The following is a 15,301-nucleotide window of genomic DNA, read 5'->3' on the forward strand; positions in this document are numbered from 1 at the left end:
CAGCCCGGAGATGGACCGCACAGAGCAAATGCCCGACTACCCGCAGACGAAGATGACGCTCGACCCCGGATGGGCGACGATCGCGCCTGGTTTGATGTTGAAGTTCAGCCTGCTCGTCGTCTGATTCCCGGTGACGACCTTCAGCGGCGCCTTGCCCGGTTCGAAGCCCTCGGCGACGGCCTTCGCCACCATCACACCCTCGTCGTTGCTATCGAGCTGCATTACGCTTTGCGAACGTTCAGGTTTGTCAGCCATGGTACTTCCTCCTTCGTTGGATCTTACTCGTATGTCAGGTGGGGAGTCCGCCTGTGCGATGATTTATTGCATAAAACATCGGCTATGTCAAAGATTATGGAAAATGCCTCGCTCGCCCTCAACGCTTACCAAAACGGACTCTTTTTTGCTCACGAAAACGGGCCCACCGTTGTCGTCAATCGCCTGTTGCCACATCCGGCGCAACTCTTGCTTCAACCCTTGCTTGACAGCGGGCTGGTCTTCCGTCGAAACGTGGCCGGAACCGATCAGCATAAAAACTACTGGTCGAACAGCGGTCCTAGATTACGAGCGCCGTGTAGCACCCGCTCGATCCGCACGACATTCGGCTCGGCCCGGTAGAAAATGAGGTAGCGCCCATGCGTGAGCATCCGCAGCCCTTCGCGCAGATCGGGGCGCGGTGCGCCAATCCCCGGATGATCGACAAGCCTGGCGCAATCGGCCTCAAGCTCATCGACGAACGACCGCGCCCGCGCCGGGTTGTCGCGGGCGATGAAGGCGGCGATTTCAAGAAGGTCGCTCTGGCTTTCGGTCGAGAATACCAGACGCATCACTCCACACCGTTTTCGCTGGCGACTTCATCAATCCGTCGGCGCAGATTGGCGAACACCTGTTCGGCGGGAAGACCGGGGCCGCTGTCGACACCCTTCTGAATTTCGGCGCGGAGCGCATCCAGCTTGAACGCCCGAAGCATTTCCTGATCTTCGAGCATCCGCAGCCCCTCCCGGATAACTTCGCTCGCGTTGTTGTAGCGGCCCGATGCAAGCTGGGCTTTGACGAACTTCTCGAAATGGGAGCCAAGGGCGACACTGGTGGGCATGTAAACCTCAAACTAACAGATGGTATCTATTATTTATTCCCTACCCCCCGCCCGTGTCAAGAACCGCCTGATTTTGTGGCGCCCAACGCCTTTATTTTGGCTATTTTTGCCCATCCCCCAAAAATGTAAAATCAGCCTAACGGCACGCTCCGCACCTCTTTGAGTACCTTGCTCCAGTAGTTGGGGTCTGCGTACCGAGCAGCGAGCGCATCAAGGGGTCAGCTCACGAAACGGACGGATTTGTACGCTAAGCCGCTGGCGTGGGTCGGGAGCGCCCGCCGCGCTTGACAGTGCCCTCTCCGTGCCCGGTTGAGGCATACCCTAACCTGGCGTCAGACCCTCCGGCGCGCTAGCGTCAGGATAGAGTTGCCTTCTGCATTGATTGACATGCGCCACCAAGGGTCATAGATTTCTTCCTGACACATTATCCTCAGGAGGATACCTTGCACGGTCAGCGCATCGGCTACGTTCGCGTCAGCAGCTTCGACCAGAATCCGGAACGCCAGCTTGAGCAGGTTTCGGTAGACCGGCTGTTCACTGATAAGGCATCGGGCAAGGACACCCAGCGCCCCGAGCTGGAACGGCTGCTCGCCTTCGTGCGCGAGGGCGACACGGTGGTGGTGCACAGCATGGACCGCCTGGCGCAGAAGCTCACCCAACGCGGGGTGCGCATTGAGTTCGTCAAGGAGAGTCTGACCTTCACCGGCGAGGATTCGCCGATGGCGAACCTCATGCTGTCGGTAATGGGCGCATTCGCCGAGTTCGAGCGCGCCCTGATCCGCGAGCGGCAGCGCGAGGGCATCGCGCTCGCCAAGCAGCGCGGGGCGTACAGGGGCCGTAAGAAGTCTCTGAGCGGTGAAAAGATCGCTGAACTGAAACGGCGCGTCGCGGCGGGCGAGCAGAAGGCCAAGCTCGCCCGCGAGTTATGCATCAGCCGCGAAACCCTGTACCAGTATCTGAGAACGGATGACTGACCATGCCGCGCCGCAATCTGCTGACGCCCGCCGAGCGTACCGGCCTGCTGGCCTTCCCGGCCACTGACGATGAACTCATCCAGCATTACACCTTCGCCGAACCCGACCTGTCAGTGATCCGCCAGCGGCGCGGCAGCCACAACCGGCTCGGCTTCGCGGTACAGTTGTGCTACCTACGTTATGGGGTAGAACAAGCAGTCGTGTCACCAGCCGCCACCTCGGAAGAAGATCAATACGTCGTCCCATTTTTCGATGACAAGCAACGGATCGGGCGTTTTGTCACATATTGATCACCAATAGCCCTTTGCATGGCTTACTATAAATAACGGGTTAAGTGACAAAATTTGACGGTCTGGGGTCGTCTCAGAAAACGGAAAAAATCGTACGCTAAGCCGAACCCTTTACCTAGTTGAAGCGAGCCCACACTCACGTCAGGGAGGCAGTCAAGGAAGCGAAGCGCCCCGCCGGCTGCACCCTTGACGACAGAGAGCGCGAGATGGGGTATCCGCGCCAGAACGGACTGGCCGTCGCCCTGGGCGAGCTGGGGCGCATCGAACGCACGCTGTTTATCCTGGACTGGCTGCAAAGCATGGAACTGCGGCGCCGCGTGAATGCCGGGTTGAATAAGGGCGAAGCGCGCAACGCGTTGGCACGTGCCGTGTTCTTCAACCGGCTGTGCGAAATCCGCGACCGTAGTTTCGAGCAGCAGCCCTATCGAGCCAGCGGCCTCAACCTGGTGACGGCGGCCATTGTGCTGTGGAACACGGTCTACTGTTAACGGCGGTCAAATTCCGTAGAAATTTGGCGGCGTTAAATTTTCAAGCATGTTGTGTGCTTTCTCGCTGAGATGCCGAGTTGCCCCGGAGCCGGGTCAAGGGCAGGCTGTGGCCTTATACAGACTGGCGAAGCGCACCCTTGACGCGGTGGAGGGGCGATACGCTTGAAGGTGGCAGTAAGTACAGCAGTTTTGCGCTTACTGCCATAAAGGCCAGCGGTTTCGCCGCCATATTTCTACGGATTTACGCCGCCGGCAACATCTGCCTGGAACGGGCCGCGAACGCCCTGCGCGGGCATGGCCATGCTGTCGATGACGCGCTGTTGCAATACCTGTCGCCGTTAGGCTGGGAGCACGTCAACCTGGGGTTCTGCGAGCAATGGAACCGGGAACTGGTTTAAGGTGTTCACTTATCAGAACGGTCGAGATGACGGTACGGATTAGCCGGGGCCGGAAATCCGGCTTTCTGCATGTGAGACTCGTAATCCGCCCAGGCTTGTCGGCTTTGTGGGATGCTCGTCCCCCGCAGGGAGATTTCAATGGGTGGTTCGGCTAGGCTGCGATGTAGCCGCAGGCGCGGGTCGGCGTCGTTTGTGCGGGTGGACAGATCTGCCAACCGCTTGGTCCTGGCCAGTTCCTCCAGGTCATGGGCTATGCGCCGGAGCATCCGGATCACACGGCCCTGGTCAACGCCGACGTAACAGGTCTCTGGCAAGTCATCGGCCGGTCGGAGGTTCACTGCCGGCGTTTCTCCTGCAGCGAGAGATTCCAGCCAGCCAACGCATGAGATCAGCATCGTTGCTTCCGTGCTTATCCGGTTAGCACACACAAAATTCACGCCATGGGAATTTCCGAGCACAAAGTGGGGGGCAACTTGTTTTTGGAGGGGAATTCGTCGCCAATAATGGCACCGGCGGAACAAATACGGCATCATTGTGGGAAACAAAATCGCTGTATGTGTTAACCGGATAAGCACGGTTGCTTACTCTGTGAGTCGGTCTGCGACCTGCTCCTCTGCGTCAGGAAGAGGATCCTCTGGAGCAGGCCATCCCACCTCCCGAAGCATCGATAAGGGGTGTTCCACACAATCCGCCTGCGGGCTGGTGACAAGCTGATGAACACGGGTTGGACCCAAGCCCACCTGTTGGGCGATATCTCGGACGGAAAGCCCTTGTCGATGAGCCAACACGATGGCCCAGATGCGCTCAAGTTGGGGTCGATTCAGAATTCGGAAGTTAAAGCACGCTAAGGAGGCGCTGATTAATTCCTTTTTCGCGCCGAACACGTAACGAATGAAAGGGACTTCCCCGTCCCGAAGTAGCAGCGGAAGCCACCGGCAGCGATTGCTGCCATGATTGAGTTTCCAGACTGAATCATTCATTCGAAAGGGGAAGTCCATGAGTATTGTCACCGCCGGCATTGATCTCGCCAAGAATGTATTCGCTTTACATGGCATTGACCAGAGCGGCCAGGCAGTTTTTGTCAAACCGAAGGTGGCGCGTAGCCAATTGCTGGAGATGGTCGCCAATCTACCGCCTTGTCTGATCGGTATGGAGGCCTGCTCGGGTGCGCATCACTGGGCAAGACTGTTCCGGCAGTTCGGGCACACCGTCAAACTGATGGCGCCCAAATTCGTGGCGCCGTACCGGATGAGCGGCAAGCGCGGCAAGAATGATGCGGCGGATGCCGCCGCGATCTGCGAAGCCGTCACCCGGCCCAATATGCGCTTCGTGCCAATCAAGGACATCGACCAGCAAGCCATCCTCTGTCTGCACCGCACCCGGCAAGGCTTCATCGAAGAGCGCACCGCCCTCTACAACCGTCTGCGCGGGTTGATCAGCGAGTTCGGCATCGTCCTGCCGCAGAAAGTCGAGCGCCTGCGCCGGGAAATCGGCGCCCACCTCGAACAACTACCCGGCTGGGCCAACCGCTGTGTCGGCGATCTTCTTTCCCACGCTGACCGTCTCAACGAACGCATCACGGAATACGCCCCGGAGGAAGTCCCCTTGGGGGACGACCGCGCCATCGCCGAAGCCGCCCGGCAAGATCGGCGCAGCCGCCAGCTCATGCAACTGCCCGGCCTCGGGCCGACCACTGCCAGTGCCCTGGTCGCCAGTCTGGGTGGTGGGCACGACTTCAAGAACGGCCGCCAACTCGCCGCCTGGGTCGGCTTGGTTCCAGGTCAATACAGCAGCGGCGGCAAAGCAAGATTGGGCAGGATTACCAAAGCGGGTGACGCCTACCTGCGCAGCCTGCTCGTCATGGGTGCCCGCTCTGTCCTCGCCGGTCTGGGTGACAAGCAAGATCGCTTCAGCCGTTGGGCTCGCGCCCTGGTTGAACGACGCGGCTACTGGAAAGCGGCGGTCGCCATTGCTGCCAAGAATCTGCGGCTGGCCTGGGCCGTCATGAAATATGGGGAAGATTTCCGGTTGACCGCGGAACCCGCCTGAACAGTCGAAAAAAGCGTCTATAGGGAAAAATCTGGAAAGGGATCACAGGCCGCTCGCTGGCGGCCAAATACCAGCGAAGCACTGCCAACGTTGATGTGAAGCGGTTTGGACCCGCGCGGGGTATGCCTGATTAGCTCAAGGGGAAGAAGTCATTCCCGACTAACGAATGAGGCCCTCGCGCGCGTCTTTCATCAGGGTCCGGGCAAGAAGCCCAACATGACCGGTTGTAGTACCGCAGTCCTTCACCTTCTTTGCTTCGACATGGCAGAGCAGATGGGCAGACAGATCATTGAGGCAGAACGATGAAACGCTAAAAGTCAGAAACCCGCTTGCTGAATAGGGGGGAAGCTCTTGTAGTAAGCTATTGATTGCATTTGGGCGAAAATTTCGCAAACCGATTAAATCAGCGCTTCCCTAAGGAATGCTCGATCCAACAACGGTGCAGCTTTGCGTTTGGCGGTTGTCGCTGGAAGCGGGGTTATGGTCGTTCTCAAAACTCGACAGTCTTGGCCATCCCATTACACACAACTTCAACACCTCTGCGTAACATGCTGACTTTACAAGAAATGCTGGGTGGATGTGATGGGTTGGGCAGCGGAAGAATTCAAGGCGATCGACCTGGGCGACCGGCGTCTGGACAAGCGCACGGTGCTGCTGGCGGAGCGCATGGCAGCCAATCCGATGGCCAGTATCCCGCAAGCCTGCGGCGGCTGGGCGGAAACCCAGGCGGCGTATCGTTTTTTGCGCAGGACGACATCGAATGGGAAGCCATCCTGGCCTCGCACTGGGGAAGCGCCGAAACGCGCATGCGGGTGCATCCGGTGGTGCTGTGCATCCAAGACACCACGGAACTCGACTTCAATGGTCAGCGCATTGCCGGTCTGGGGCCGCTCTCGTATGAAGCCCAACGCGGGATGTACGTGCATTCCACCTACGCGGTCAGTCCGCAGCGTGAACCCTTGGGTGTTCTGGACGCCTGGATGTGGGCACGCGAACCCAAGGACGCGAGCGGCCAACGAGGTGGCCTGCTGGAAAGCACCCGCTGGACGGAGGGCTACACCCGCATCGCGGAGTTGGCGAGCAGCATGCCGGACACCCGGCTGGTGTATGTGGCGGATCGGGAGGCGGACATCGTGGCCCTGATGGTGCAAGCCCGCGAGCTGGGGCATCCCGCCGACTGGCTGATTCGTTCCCAGCACAATCGGGCGCTTCCCGAGGGCGGCAAGCTGTGGACTGAGGTCCTGGCCAGCGAAGCGCTCGGCGGCATCCGCTTCACGATGCCTTCGCGGCAAGGACAGAAGGCGCGGGACGTTCGGCAACGAGTCTGGGCAAAGCGGGTGACGGTCTCCGACGGCAAGGGGAGCCGGATCGAGGTGAGTTGTCTGGTGGCGCGAGAAGAAAGTGCCCCCGAGGGCGTGAAGCCGGTGGAATGGCGGCTGCTGACCAATCGGCCGATTAACTCTTTCGAAGCGGCGACCGAACTGATCGACTGGTACCGGGCGCGCTGGGAGATCGAACTGTTCTTCCATGTCCTCAAGAACGGCTGCCGCGTAGAGGCGTTGCAGTTGAGCACCGTGGCGCGGCTGGAACGGGCGCTGGCGCTGTTCATGGTGGTGGCTTGGCGGATTGCCCGACTCATGCGCCTGGGCCGTACCTGCCCAGACCTGGATGCGGCCTTGCTGTTCGAGCAGGACGAATGGCAAGCGGCTTACATCCTGAATCGGAAGAAGGTGCCCAAGACGCCGCCCAGGCTCAATGAAGTGGTGCGCTTGGTGGCGATGCTTGGCGGATTTCTGGCCCGCAAGGGCGATGGCGAGCCAGGGGTGAAGACCCTTTGGCTTGGCCTTCAACGCGTCGTCGATTTCGCCGCCGGGATCAGATTCGCGAGAGAGGCTCATGCGTTATGACGCGAGTTCAACTTCAAAGTGTAATTTTGAATAATTTGTGTGTAATGGAATGAGTCTTGGCGGCTCAATACGAGAGCGGTTTTCGAGAACGTGACAGGCAAGGCCAGCACTGGCGCGGCCTTTTTTCTTACAGCGGCTTCTCGAAAATAATTGTTTGCGAGATACAGGCCAATGCCAACAACCTATCGTAAGATTTTGTCCGAATTCTGAGGTGACCCCTTCATCTGTCGCGGATCTCTCACACCGACCCAGATATCCAACAGCCGAGCCGTGGGGAGCACTTCGGTTTCTGGACATGGCAAGTAGACTTCTCGCCCTTTGTCTTCATGCGGTGTTTGCCGAAGCCGCAAGGATATCTGCCCCGTATCGCTCAGACGACTCAGTCAGACGCCAAAACGGCGCGCGCAGATTCGAGCACGGTCTTGATCGCCGGATGGGTGATTCTTCGTTCTGCGGTAATCAGCCAGAACACTTCACGTATTTCGATGACCTCACCAATGCGGCGCACCTCATAGCGTTTGCAAATTTCGTCCACCAGCAACGATGGTCCCGGAAAGATGCCGGCCCCCGCCTGGCCAAACGCCTTCATTAGTGCACCGTCATCGAACTCCCCCATCAGGCGCGGCGTCAGTCGCTGCTCGTTCAGCCACTGATCGATCCGGGCACGAACCGCAGCACCCGACCCCGGCAGCAGCAGATCTGCATTGTTCAGGCAGGCGGGGAAATCCTCCTTACCTTTGCTTACCCCCTCCCCGGCAAAGAAGGCCAGCGCGCTTTCACCCAGTTTGTGGTTGTGCCCCTTGATCGCCAGGCCGGACGGCATCGGCCGGTCGGCCACCACCATGTCGAGGCGATGTAGCGCCAGTTCGCCCAGCAACAGGTCAATCGGCCCTTCACGGCAAACCAGCCGAACCGGTTCGGGCAATTTGCCGACCGGCGCCAACAGGCGATAGGCGAAGGATTTGGGTACCACATCGGTGATACCGACCCGTAATACCGGTAGCGGCTGTTGCCGCCGGGTGCCAAGAGTCAACTTCATTTCATCGCCGAGTTGCAGAATCTCATCGGCGTAGGACAAGGCCATGCGCCCGGCCTCGGTCAGCTCAAGACCGCGTCCGGCCGGACGAAACAGCACGGCGCCAAGATCTTCTTCAAGCTGGCGGAGCTGGCCACTGATCGTCTGTGGGGTTAGCGCCAGGCGCTCGGCGGCACGGGCAACGCCACCCATGCGCGCTACCGTCCAGAAATTTCTCAGGTGTCTCAGGTTCATGGCACTCTTCGGTATTTACCGATGCATAAATAAGGAAATATCGTCTTTATTAAATCATCTTTGCACCCTATCTTGCACCTGTCACCACCGCTGAAAGGAAGATGCAATGAAAATCGACATTCGCACCCAAGGGTTTGAACTGACGGACGGCTTGCAGGCGCACACCGAGCGGCGCATCCGCTTTGCCCTCGACTGGGCCCGGCACGATGTCCACACGATCAAGCTGAACTTCTCAGACATCAACGGCCCGCGGGGTGGAGACGACAAACGTTGCCGCTTGCGCATTCCCTTGCCGCACATGCGCGATGTGATCATCGAGGATACCTCTGCCGACCTGTATCTCGCCGTCGACCGTGCCATCGACCGCGCCGCGCGCACCCTCGAACGCCGCCTTTCCCGGCAACGCGAATTCGGCCCGACGCTTTCACTGGCTGCTTACGAATAACGTTAATTCGGACCCGCATCCGGCGACCAGGACATGACCGAAGCAATAGCCCCTTCCTTCCCGGCAAGCGCCCGCGAGCGCCTGCGCGATTTCATCGAACACCCCCGAGTGCAAGGTGTCATCATCGCGCTGATTTTGCTCAACGCCGCCCTGCTTGGGCTGGAAACCTGGCCCGCCGCGATGGCGGCGGCCGGTCCGGCGATTCGGATGGTCGACCAGTCCATCCTGGCAGTATTCGTGATAGAAATCGTACTGCGCCTTTACGTACACCGGCGCGCCTTCTTCCGCGACCCCTGGAGCCTTTTCGATTTCACAGTGGTCGCCATCGCCCTGCTGCCAGCAACCGGGCAACTGTCGGTGCTGCGTGCCCTGCGGGTCCTGCGAGTGATGCGGTTGCTGACCATGGTGCCGTCGATGCGGCGCGTGGTTGGCGCCCTGCTCGGGGCGATTCCCGGGCTGCTCTCGATCCTGCTCGTGTTGCTGGTGATCTATTACGTTTTCGCGGTGATCGCCACCAACCTGTTCGGCGCGGCCTATCCCGAATGGTTCGGCCATCTCGGCCGCTCGCTCTACACGCTGTTCCAGATCATGACGCTGGAAAGCTGGTCGATGGGTATCTCGCGTCCGGTGATGGAGAACTTCCCCTACGCCTGGGCTTTCTTCATTCCGTTCATTCTGGTGGCGACATTCACCATGCTGAACCTCTTCATCGCCATCATCGTCAATGCCATGCAGGATTTCACGACGCACGAGCAGGAGGAAACCGTCGCCTCCACCGGGCAGATGCACGTGCGGCTCGACGCCGACCTGCACACCGAGATGAGCGGCATACGCGACGAGATCCGCGAACTGAAGGCGCTGCTGGTGACGCGAACGAATCTGAATTCCATCCCCGGAGAACCCGCATGACAATAGAGCAGTAACAGTATCTGCCGCAGATCGAGCAGAAAGCAGCGACGCTTGACGCCGGGCAGGTGATTGCGCTGATGCGTGCCTGATTCCCGATGGCGCCATCAACGATGGCAACTGCAAGACATGAAGTTCCGCCAGTAAGCACTTACGTTTTTCCACCCCCCAAGGAGATTGAAATGAAACTGAACCATCCCCGCGCCCAGGCGATCCCCCTGCCCCACGGCGGTGTCGAGTCCGTCCTCTCCGCCAACAGGGTGATCCGCAACACCTATCTGCTATTGTCGCTAACCCTGGCCTTCGCGGCCGGCGTGGCTGGCGTGTCGGCAGCCCTCAAACTGCCGCATCCGGGCATCCTGCTGACGCTCGGAGGCTTCTTCGGTCTGCTGTTTGCCGTTCACCGGTTCAAGAACAGCGGCGGAGGAATCCTCGCAGTTTTCGCGCTGACCGGCTTCATGGGCTACACCCTGGGCCCCATCATCAACCGCTATCTGGGCCTGCCCAACGGGGGCGAGATCGTCATGCAGGCGATGGGCGCTACCGCTGCGATCTTCATTGGCCTCTCGGCCTATGCGCTGACGACGAAGAAGGACTTCAGCTTCATGGGCGGCTTCCTGATGGTGGGTATTCTGGTGGCTTTCCTGGCCGGTCTCGCGGCAATCTTTTTCGAGATTCCCGCCTTGTCACTCACAGTTTCGGCAGCCTTCGTGCTGTTGATGTCCGGCCTCATCCTTTACGAGACCAGCAATATCATCCATGGCGGAGAAACCAACTACGTGCTGGCTACCGTGACGCTGTTCGTCTCGCTCTTCAATCTCTTCACCAGCCTGCTGCACTTGCTCGGTTTCATGAGCGGGGACGACTGAAGCGATGCCCTCACCGATCCAGCGCCTGCGGGCGCTGGCGCCCAGCCGCGAGCAGCTTGAAGCCCATCGCTCACTGCGCGCGCTGGCGCCTTTTCTTTCCAATCCAAAACTGTGGCAGTGGTCGCGCCGGGGTGTTGCCGCCGGCGTGGCGCTCGGCCTGTTCATAGGCCTGCTGATTCCCGTCGCCCAGATTCTGATCGCCGCCGCCAGCACACTGATCACCAATCCCCTGACCTTTCCGCCGATCTATTACGCTGCCTACCAACTGGGCGTCTGGGTGACCGGCAGCAGCGCAGCCGTCACCTTCTCCCTGACCGACCCCGCCGCGCTCTGGGACAACATCGGGGCGATCGGCATTCCTCTGTTTACCGGCCTGGCAATCGCCGCCACCGGCGCCGCCATCGTCAGCTATGTGCTGATCTCGCAGGCTTGGGCCTGGCGTACAGCGGCGAAACGGCGAGGCACACGCACATGAGGCAGTTTTCCTCACTCACCGTTGCACGATCACATGCTCGAGTGCAACCCCCGGAAATTAGCGGCGGTTAGAAATAGAATTTGGGGTCTGAGGTGCAGTGGAACAGTTATGCAAATTCACCATAACCGTTCCATTGCTACCAAGACCCCTAGTTCACAGATTGACTCGGTGGCGCAGCGTTGGCGGAACTGGTCGATGAACTTGGCCGGCACGCCCTTGAATATGTCCGTGACCAAGCCGATAGCGTCGATGGCCTGGCGCCGTTCGAGACCGAGAAGCAGGTTGTTGCGGCTGGATTTGCCGAGATCGGCTTTGAGCTTCGTGAATATCGAGGCGGTGTCGGTCGTGAGTGTACTGTCATCGAAGGCGTCGGAATCATCGCCCGCCAGCATCCGGTTGATGACTGCCTTGCTGGCGGCTGGCAGCCGCGCGTACATTGTTTCCTGAAGGTGATGTTCGAAGCCATGGAGGCGGATCGAATCGCGCGGTATAGCTCGCTTAGCGCTGGCGGCTCCATTCGCTGCACGCTGAACCACTCCAGCGCGACATCAAGCCCGTGACGGGCTTGCGGGTCGAACGGCAGTACGTCGCTGGTCAACCACTCGCGCAGGCGGACGAGATCTGAGCCTGTCGGAAGCTTGTAGCCGAGAAAGCGGCGGATCACCTGACGATGTCTTTGGCTTTGCCGGCTGTCAAGTTCATACGTCAATAGCGTGGCCGCATCAATGCTAACTTGTTTGGCCAACGCCTCAACAACGGGTGCAACGATTTCATCCAGCCGCTCTGGATAACGACCGTTGACTCGACGGAATTTGAGTTGCAGGGCGAAGCCGCGTCGCCCCCAGCGTTTCCGTCACCTGCGCCTCCAGTACTTGATTGAGCACCGCTTCCACCAGTTTCGCCAGCCCGTCCTGCCCGTTTAAAAGCCCTGGCAGCAAGTCCGTTCCTACGCTAACCTCATACCCAGTCATCGCTTCTCTCCTTCGGTTATCGATCGTCTCGCAACGTCAGTTTACCGAATCGAAGCGGTGGCTACCTGCCACCCGATTTACAGCAGTTTAGGGACTCAATCAGCCCTTCAATTGATCAGTCTTTGCGGACATCTTTTTCGGACGCCGTACCACCCGCTGCGCTTGGATCTTTCCACGTCTTAACGGCTTCGATCAAGCCGCGCTGCTGCTCCTTCAACGCCGCAACTTGGCCACGCCAGTTTGCGGCTTCCTCGCGGGCTTTGCCGGCCTCCTTGCGCGCTTCGTCGCGCTCGGCTTGCGTCGACGTTAGGCGTTCGGCGGCCCGGTGCGCCTCCTGCGCGGCGGTCTTGCGCTGTTCCTGGTGGGTCTGGTCGGCCGCCTCGGCTTTGGCCCGGACGGCTTTAGTCTCGTTGCGCGCTTGAACAGCATCCTCGTGGGCAAGATCAAGCTCTGTCCGCAAATCAGCCGCTCGGCGATCGATTTCGACGGCCCGCTGCTCGGCGATGGTTGCCCGATTCTCGGCTGCCAGCTTGGCACTCAACGTTGCATCAAGCTGTTGCGCGAGTTTGGCCGCCCGCTGCTGCTCGGCCTGATGCCTTGCGGCAAGTTCCCCGATCTGCTGATGCGCGGCCTCCAGTTCCGCCGCTTGAGCCTCGTAGGCATCACCAAGTTGCTTGTTGAGCGTTTCCGCCTCAGCCCGCTCGGCTTCCCACCCAGATTGTGCGGCGCGCAGCGATTCGTTTGCCGTGTCTTGGGCGGACTGCCACAAGGCGGCCAGCGCCTGACTATGAAGCTGATGAACTGCATCCGGAACGGGGATGGCTACCGGTGCCGCCTGGGCAGTCTGTGCACGCCGCCACTGCTTCATCGCGGTAGCCGCATCGTTCATGTTGACCTTGGACGCCTTACGGACGGCATCGACCGTCGGGAAGGTCCCCCGGCCAGCCTGCTCATAGAGTGTATCGGCGGCAGAGAAAACGCGGTCGCGGATGTCTTTGTTTAGTTCCATGCTTGCGGCTCCTTCGGCATCATCAGGCAGCGATAATAACATTAGAAGTAATATTATTATTATTACTATTCTTACTTGTCAATCATTGCGTGGGTTGAGGTTCGTTGGTTTAGTGGTTTAGAACAGGCCGCTGACGGATAAGGAGGGCCACCGCGATGACGATCACCGATTGGATTACCAAGGAAGATGGGCCGGCTCTATTTTTTTCTTGGAGTCCAACCCTCCGTTCCCAGGCTTAGCCTGGCGCTACAAGGGTTCGCCACGCCGGGCTGAGGCCCGCCCTCGACCTGGCTTTCAGCCGGCAATTTCCGTGCCCGGCTTTTGGCCGCCATCAACAGATAGTCCTGAATCCGTGTTCGTTAAACTTCAAACCTCACCTGTAGGTACCGGCGCAAGATTATCTCGCTGGCCGCCCTTCAAGAAGTGGCCGAATCTGCTGTTCTCGGGGCTGAGTTATCCCCCTCGCCCCCAAAAAGTTGGCGCTGGCGAGACGGCGCTACGTCATTTTTATGTTCTTGCGCAAGCGGGTTCCTTCCGCAGTGGCAAAATGAGGTCCGACAACACAGTGGCGCATCTGCTTCGTCACGGTGACGCCGCCCTGAGCAAACGCTCCTGCAAGGCAATGAACACATGGGTGTGCGCCGCCACGCCGCGCCCGAAATCCAGCACCAACCGGCGGGCATGTTCTACACACTTCGCCGCCCGATACATGATCTCCTGTAACACCGTCTTCAGTCTTCTGCGCTTGGCTGGATGTCGGATCGGTGCGATCTCGCCCGTCAGCCCCAACTGCCCCAGCAACCGCAGGCAGTTGTAGGCAAAAGACGCCAGATGGACGATGGCATCGTTGGTGGCGAATTTGCCGGAAGGCAGCCGCTCCAGGTCCAGATCGCTCTTGATCTCGGAATGGAACTGCTCGTGCGTGCCATGGTGCTTGTACAGGGTGATGACCTCATCGGCCTTGATGTCGAGGCTGGTCCACCAGCCCGAGAGTTCAATCTCGGGCACTAGCAGACGTTGCCCCTTTTTGTCGATGGTGCGCTCAGTCACTTGAACGACCAGACGGAACTCGCGCTTGGCTTTTTGCCAGGCGCGCTCGACGTTGAGCGATAGCAAGGCGACGCGTTTGCCAGGACGGGCTTCGACAAAGGTACCTGCCGCTTCCGCTCGGGCCACCCAGGCGTCCTTGTCCTGCTTGCGCGGATTCCATTTGGTGATGAAGTCGAAAGAGCGCCCCAGCGCCGCCCAGCGCGCTTTCTCCTCAGCTTGCATGAACAACAGGTGGGCGCCATCGAAGCCGCTGTCCTTGCGCAGGAGTGCTTTGGCCTCCTTAGGGCACAGGCGTTCAATGCGCGGAAAGACACGCTCAAGGAAATAGTCCGTCTCGCAGGCCGAGTGCTGCTTGCCGGCACGCAACTCCAGACCGATGTTCCAGCTTTCGTTGCCAAGGTAAGCGGCAATCGGCGTGTAGCCATTGACGCCCTGGTAGGTGCGGCTGACGTATTCCTTCCTGGTATCACTGTTATCCATGACGAAGGTGTCGATGTCGCAGCAAACGTAGCCGTGGTGCGCAGTGATGGGGGCTGCGGTACGCTCCAGCAGGCGCAAGGAGAGTTCGTCGGTGAGTTTGCGCAGTTCCGCACTCTTGGCGTCAAGCCGCTGACGCATCCAGACACTGCCAGGGACTTTGGACAATCCCAGCGCCCCCTTGAAGAAGCGATCACTTCGAAACGCTTCGATGGCATCGAAGTCGCTTTTGCCCAGACTCAGCAGGCCAACCATCGATTTCACGATATCCGAGGTGCGCATGCCTTGCGACACCGGCAGCCGAGGATCAATCACCGTATCAACCTGCGCCGCCTGGCAGCATTGGCCGATCAAGGCCAGTCCAGAATAAGAGGTCAGATAGAGCTTGCTGGTTTGTTTGACTTCGAAGCGGGGCATGGTCAAATGGGTGACGTGTGACGATGTCGAATGCTCACATAAATTCAATGGGTTGGACTTTATGAATGACAAATACATACTGATTCAGGATAGTGTTATCAAGCTTACCTTGGAGCAAGACGAGCAGGTCATTCTCCAGAGTCCCCTTACCTGCCTTCCAGTTCTCCGCCTGTTCTACCGCCAGGCGCCGTTTGGCCGGCAACGCCTTGGCTT

General features: G+C 59.4%; 16 protein-coding genes and 4 pseudogenes. 10 read left to right on the plus strand and 10 right to left on the minus strand.

Annotation, left to right across the window (positions count from 1 at the left end; translation table 11 throughout):
- Positions 1 to 36: 36 nt before the first annotated feature.
- From IPP03_05365 to IPP03_05380, 4 genes are all read right to left on the minus strand, one after another.
- Positions 37 to 222 (minus strand): hypothetical protein, encoded by a 186-nt coding sequence (locus IPP03_05365; protein ID MBL0352101.1) that lies wholly within the window; start codon positions 220 to 222, stop codon positions 37 to 39.
- A gap of 120 nt (positions 223 to 342) precedes the next feature.
- Complete coding sequence (locus tag IPP03_05370; GenBank protein ID MBL0352102.1) at positions 343 to 528, minus strand: hypothetical protein; 186 nt, start codon at positions 526 to 528, stop codon at positions 343 to 345.
- 5 nt (positions 529 to 533) lie between these two features.
- Positions 534 to 827: a type II toxin-antitoxin system RelE/ParE family toxin gene (locus IPP03_05375; protein MBL0352103.1), complete on the minus strand. Its 294-nt coding sequence runs from the start codon at positions 825 to 827 to the stop codon at positions 534 to 536.
- Positions 824 to 1,093, minus strand: a complete 270-nt coding sequence (locus IPP03_05380) for a type II toxin-antitoxin system ParD family antitoxin (GenBank protein MBL0352104.1) — start codon at positions 1,091 to 1,093, stop codon at positions 824 to 826. The genes IPP03_05375 and IPP03_05380 overlap by 4 nt, the downstream gene beginning before the upstream one ends.
- Positions 1,094 to 1,536: 443 nt before the next feature.
- Between IPP03_05380 and IPP03_05385 the strand changes: the two genes are divergently transcribed.
- The 6 genes and pseudogenes from IPP03_05385 (at position 1,537) to IPP03_05410 (ending at position 7,199) form a co-directional block, all read left to right on the plus strand.
- Positions 1,537 to 2,067 (plus strand): recombinase family protein, encoded by a 531-nt coding sequence (locus IPP03_05385; protein ID MBL0352105.1) that lies wholly within the window; start codon positions 1,537 to 1,539, stop codon positions 2,065 to 2,067.
- A 2-nt stretch (positions 2,068 to 2,069) separates the two neighbouring features.
- Positions 2,070 to 2,249: pseudogene (locus IPP03_05390) on the plus strand (DUF4158 domain-containing protein).
- Between the two features lie 308 nt (positions 2,250 to 2,557).
- Positions 2,558 to 2,842, plus strand: a pseudogene (locus tag IPP03_05395) (Tn3 family transposase).
- A gap of 260 nt (positions 2,843 to 3,102) precedes the next feature.
- Positions 3,103 to 3,243: pseudogene (locus tag IPP03_05400) on the plus strand (Tn3 family transposase).
- Positions 3,244 to 4,239: 996 nt separating this feature from the next.
- The gene (locus tag IPP03_05405) at positions 4,240 to 5,292 is read left to right on the plus strand and encodes an IS110 family transposase (GenBank protein MBL0352106.1); all 1,053 of its coding nucleotides are present in this window, start codon (positions 4,240 to 4,242) and stop codon (positions 5,290 to 5,292) included.
- A gap of 612 nt (positions 5,293 to 5,904) precedes the next feature.
- Positions 5,905 to 7,199: pseudogene (locus IPP03_05410) on the plus strand (IS4 family transposase).
- Positions 7,200 to 7,578: 379 nt separating this feature from the next.
- On the opposite strand, the gene nhaR reads toward IPP03_05410, so the two are convergent.
- Entirely contained in the window at positions 7,579 to 8,469 is an 891-nt protein-coding gene (gene nhaR, locus IPP03_05415; GenBank protein ID MBL0352107.1) for a transcriptional activator NhaR, read from the minus strand.
- A gap of 106 nt (positions 8,470 to 8,575) precedes the next feature.
- Here nhaR and IPP03_05420 point away from each other — a divergent pair, with 106 nt between their 5' ends.
- From IPP03_05420 to IPP03_05435, 4 genes are all read left to right on the plus strand, one after another.
- Positions 8,576 to 8,914: an HPF/RaiA family ribosome-associated protein gene (locus IPP03_05420; GenBank protein MBL0352108.1), complete on the plus strand. Its 339-nt coding sequence runs from the start codon at positions 8,576 to 8,578 to the stop codon at positions 8,912 to 8,914.
- A 33-nt stretch (positions 8,915 to 8,947) separates the two neighbouring features.
- Positions 8,948 to 9,823 (plus strand): ion transporter, encoded by an 876-nt coding sequence (locus IPP03_05425; protein ID MBL0352109.1) that lies wholly within the window; start codon positions 8,948 to 8,950, stop codon positions 9,821 to 9,823.
- 179 nt (positions 9,824 to 10,002) lie between these two features.
- Positions 10,003 to 10,689 (plus strand): Bax inhibitor-1/YccA family protein, encoded by a 687-nt coding sequence (locus IPP03_05430; GenBank protein MBL0352110.1) that lies wholly within the window; start codon positions 10,003 to 10,005, stop codon positions 10,687 to 10,689.
- Positions 10,690 to 10,693: 4 nt separating this feature from the next.
- Positions 10,694 to 11,164 carry a DUF2062 domain-containing protein gene (locus IPP03_05435; protein ID MBL0352111.1) on the plus strand — a complete coding sequence of 157 codons (471 nt, stop codon included), beginning with the start codon at positions 10,694 to 10,696 and terminating at the stop codon, positions 11,162 to 11,164.
- 148 nt (positions 11,165 to 11,312) lie between these two features.
- Here the strand turns inward: IPP03_05435 and IPP03_05440 are convergent, their stop codons facing one another.
- From IPP03_05440 to IPP03_05460, 5 genes are all read right to left on the minus strand, one after another.
- Positions 11,313 to 11,987: a DUF4158 domain-containing protein gene (locus IPP03_05440; GenBank protein ID MBL0352112.1), complete on the minus strand. Its 675-nt coding sequence runs from the start codon at positions 11,985 to 11,987 to the stop codon at positions 11,313 to 11,315.
- Positions 11,935 to 12,102 carry a hypothetical protein gene (locus IPP03_05445; GenBank protein MBL0352113.1) on the minus strand — a complete coding sequence of 56 codons (168 nt, stop codon included), beginning with the start codon at positions 12,100 to 12,102 and terminating at the stop codon, positions 11,935 to 11,937. Before IPP03_05445 ends, IPP03_05440 begins: the two co-directional genes overlap by 53 nt.
- A 148-nt stretch (positions 12,103 to 12,250) precedes the next feature.
- Positions 12,251 to 13,144 carry a KfrA protein gene (locus tag IPP03_05450; GenBank protein MBL0352114.1) on the minus strand — a complete coding sequence of 298 codons (894 nt, stop codon included), beginning with the start codon at positions 13,142 to 13,144 and terminating at the stop codon, positions 12,251 to 12,253.
- Positions 13,145 to 13,726: 582 nt separating this feature from the next.
- A complete protein-coding gene (locus IPP03_05455) occupies positions 13,727 to 15,088 on the minus strand; it encodes an IS1380 family transposase (protein MBL0352115.1) in 1,362 nt (453 codons plus the stop codon).
- 34 nt (positions 15,089 to 15,122) lie between these two features.
- Complete coding sequence (locus IPP03_05460; protein MBL0352116.1) at positions 15,123 to 15,290, minus strand: hypothetical protein; 168 nt, start codon at positions 15,288 to 15,290, stop codon at positions 15,123 to 15,125.
- Between the last annotated feature and the right edge of the window lie 11 nt (positions 15,291 to 15,301).

The sequence above is a fragment of the Candidatus Dechloromonas phosphoritropha genome, assembly GCA_016722705.1.
GTDB classification, from domain to species: domain Bacteria; phylum Pseudomonadota; class Gammaproteobacteria; order Burkholderiales; family Rhodocyclaceae; genus Azonexus; species Azonexus phosphoritrophus.

What these genes read in the sequence shown, in the direction of transcription:
- IPP03_05365 (MBL0352101.1), bottom strand. Translation starts at nt 222, where the DNA reads ATGCAGCTCGATAGCAACGACGAGGGTGTGATGGTGGCGAAGGCCGTC.
- IPP03_05370 (MBL0352102.1), bottom strand. Translation starts at nt 528, where the DNA reads ATGCTGATCGGTTCCGGCCACGTTTCGACGGAAGACCAGCCCGCTGTC.
- IPP03_05380 (MBL0352104.1), bottom strand. Translation starts at nt 1,093, where the DNA reads ATGCCCACCAGTGTCGCCCTTGGCTCCCATTTCGAGAAGTTCGTCAAA.
- IPP03_05405 (MBL0352106.1), top strand. Translation starts at nt 4,240, where the DNA reads ATGAGTATTGTCACCGCCGGCATTGATCTCGCCAAGAATGTATTCGCT.
- nhaR (MBL0352107.1), bottom strand. Translation starts at nt 8,469, where the DNA reads ATGAACCTGAGACACCTGAGAAATTTCTGGACGGTAGCGCGCATGGGT.
- IPP03_05420 (MBL0352108.1), top strand. Translation starts at nt 8,576, where the DNA reads ATGAAAATCGACATTCGCACCCAAGGGTTTGAACTGACGGACGGCTTG.
- IPP03_05425 (MBL0352109.1), top strand. Translation starts at nt 8,948, where the DNA reads ATGACCGAAGCAATAGCCCCTTCCTTCCCGGCAAGCGCCCGCGAGCGC.
- IPP03_05430 (MBL0352110.1), top strand. Translation starts at nt 10,003, where the DNA reads ATGAAACTGAACCATCCCCGCGCCCAGGCGATCCCCCTGCCCCACGGC.
- IPP03_05435 (MBL0352111.1), top strand. Translation starts at nt 10,694, where the DNA reads ATGCCCTCACCGATCCAGCGCCTGCGGGCGCTGGCGCCCAGCCGCGAG.
- IPP03_05450 (MBL0352114.1), bottom strand. Translation starts at nt 13,144, where the DNA reads ATGGAACTAAACAAAGACATCCGCGACCGCGTTTTCTCTGCCGCCGAT.
- IPP03_05455 (MBL0352115.1), bottom strand. Translation starts at nt 15,088, where the DNA reads ATGCCCCGCTTCGAAGTCAAACAAACCAGCAAGCTCTATCTGACCTCT.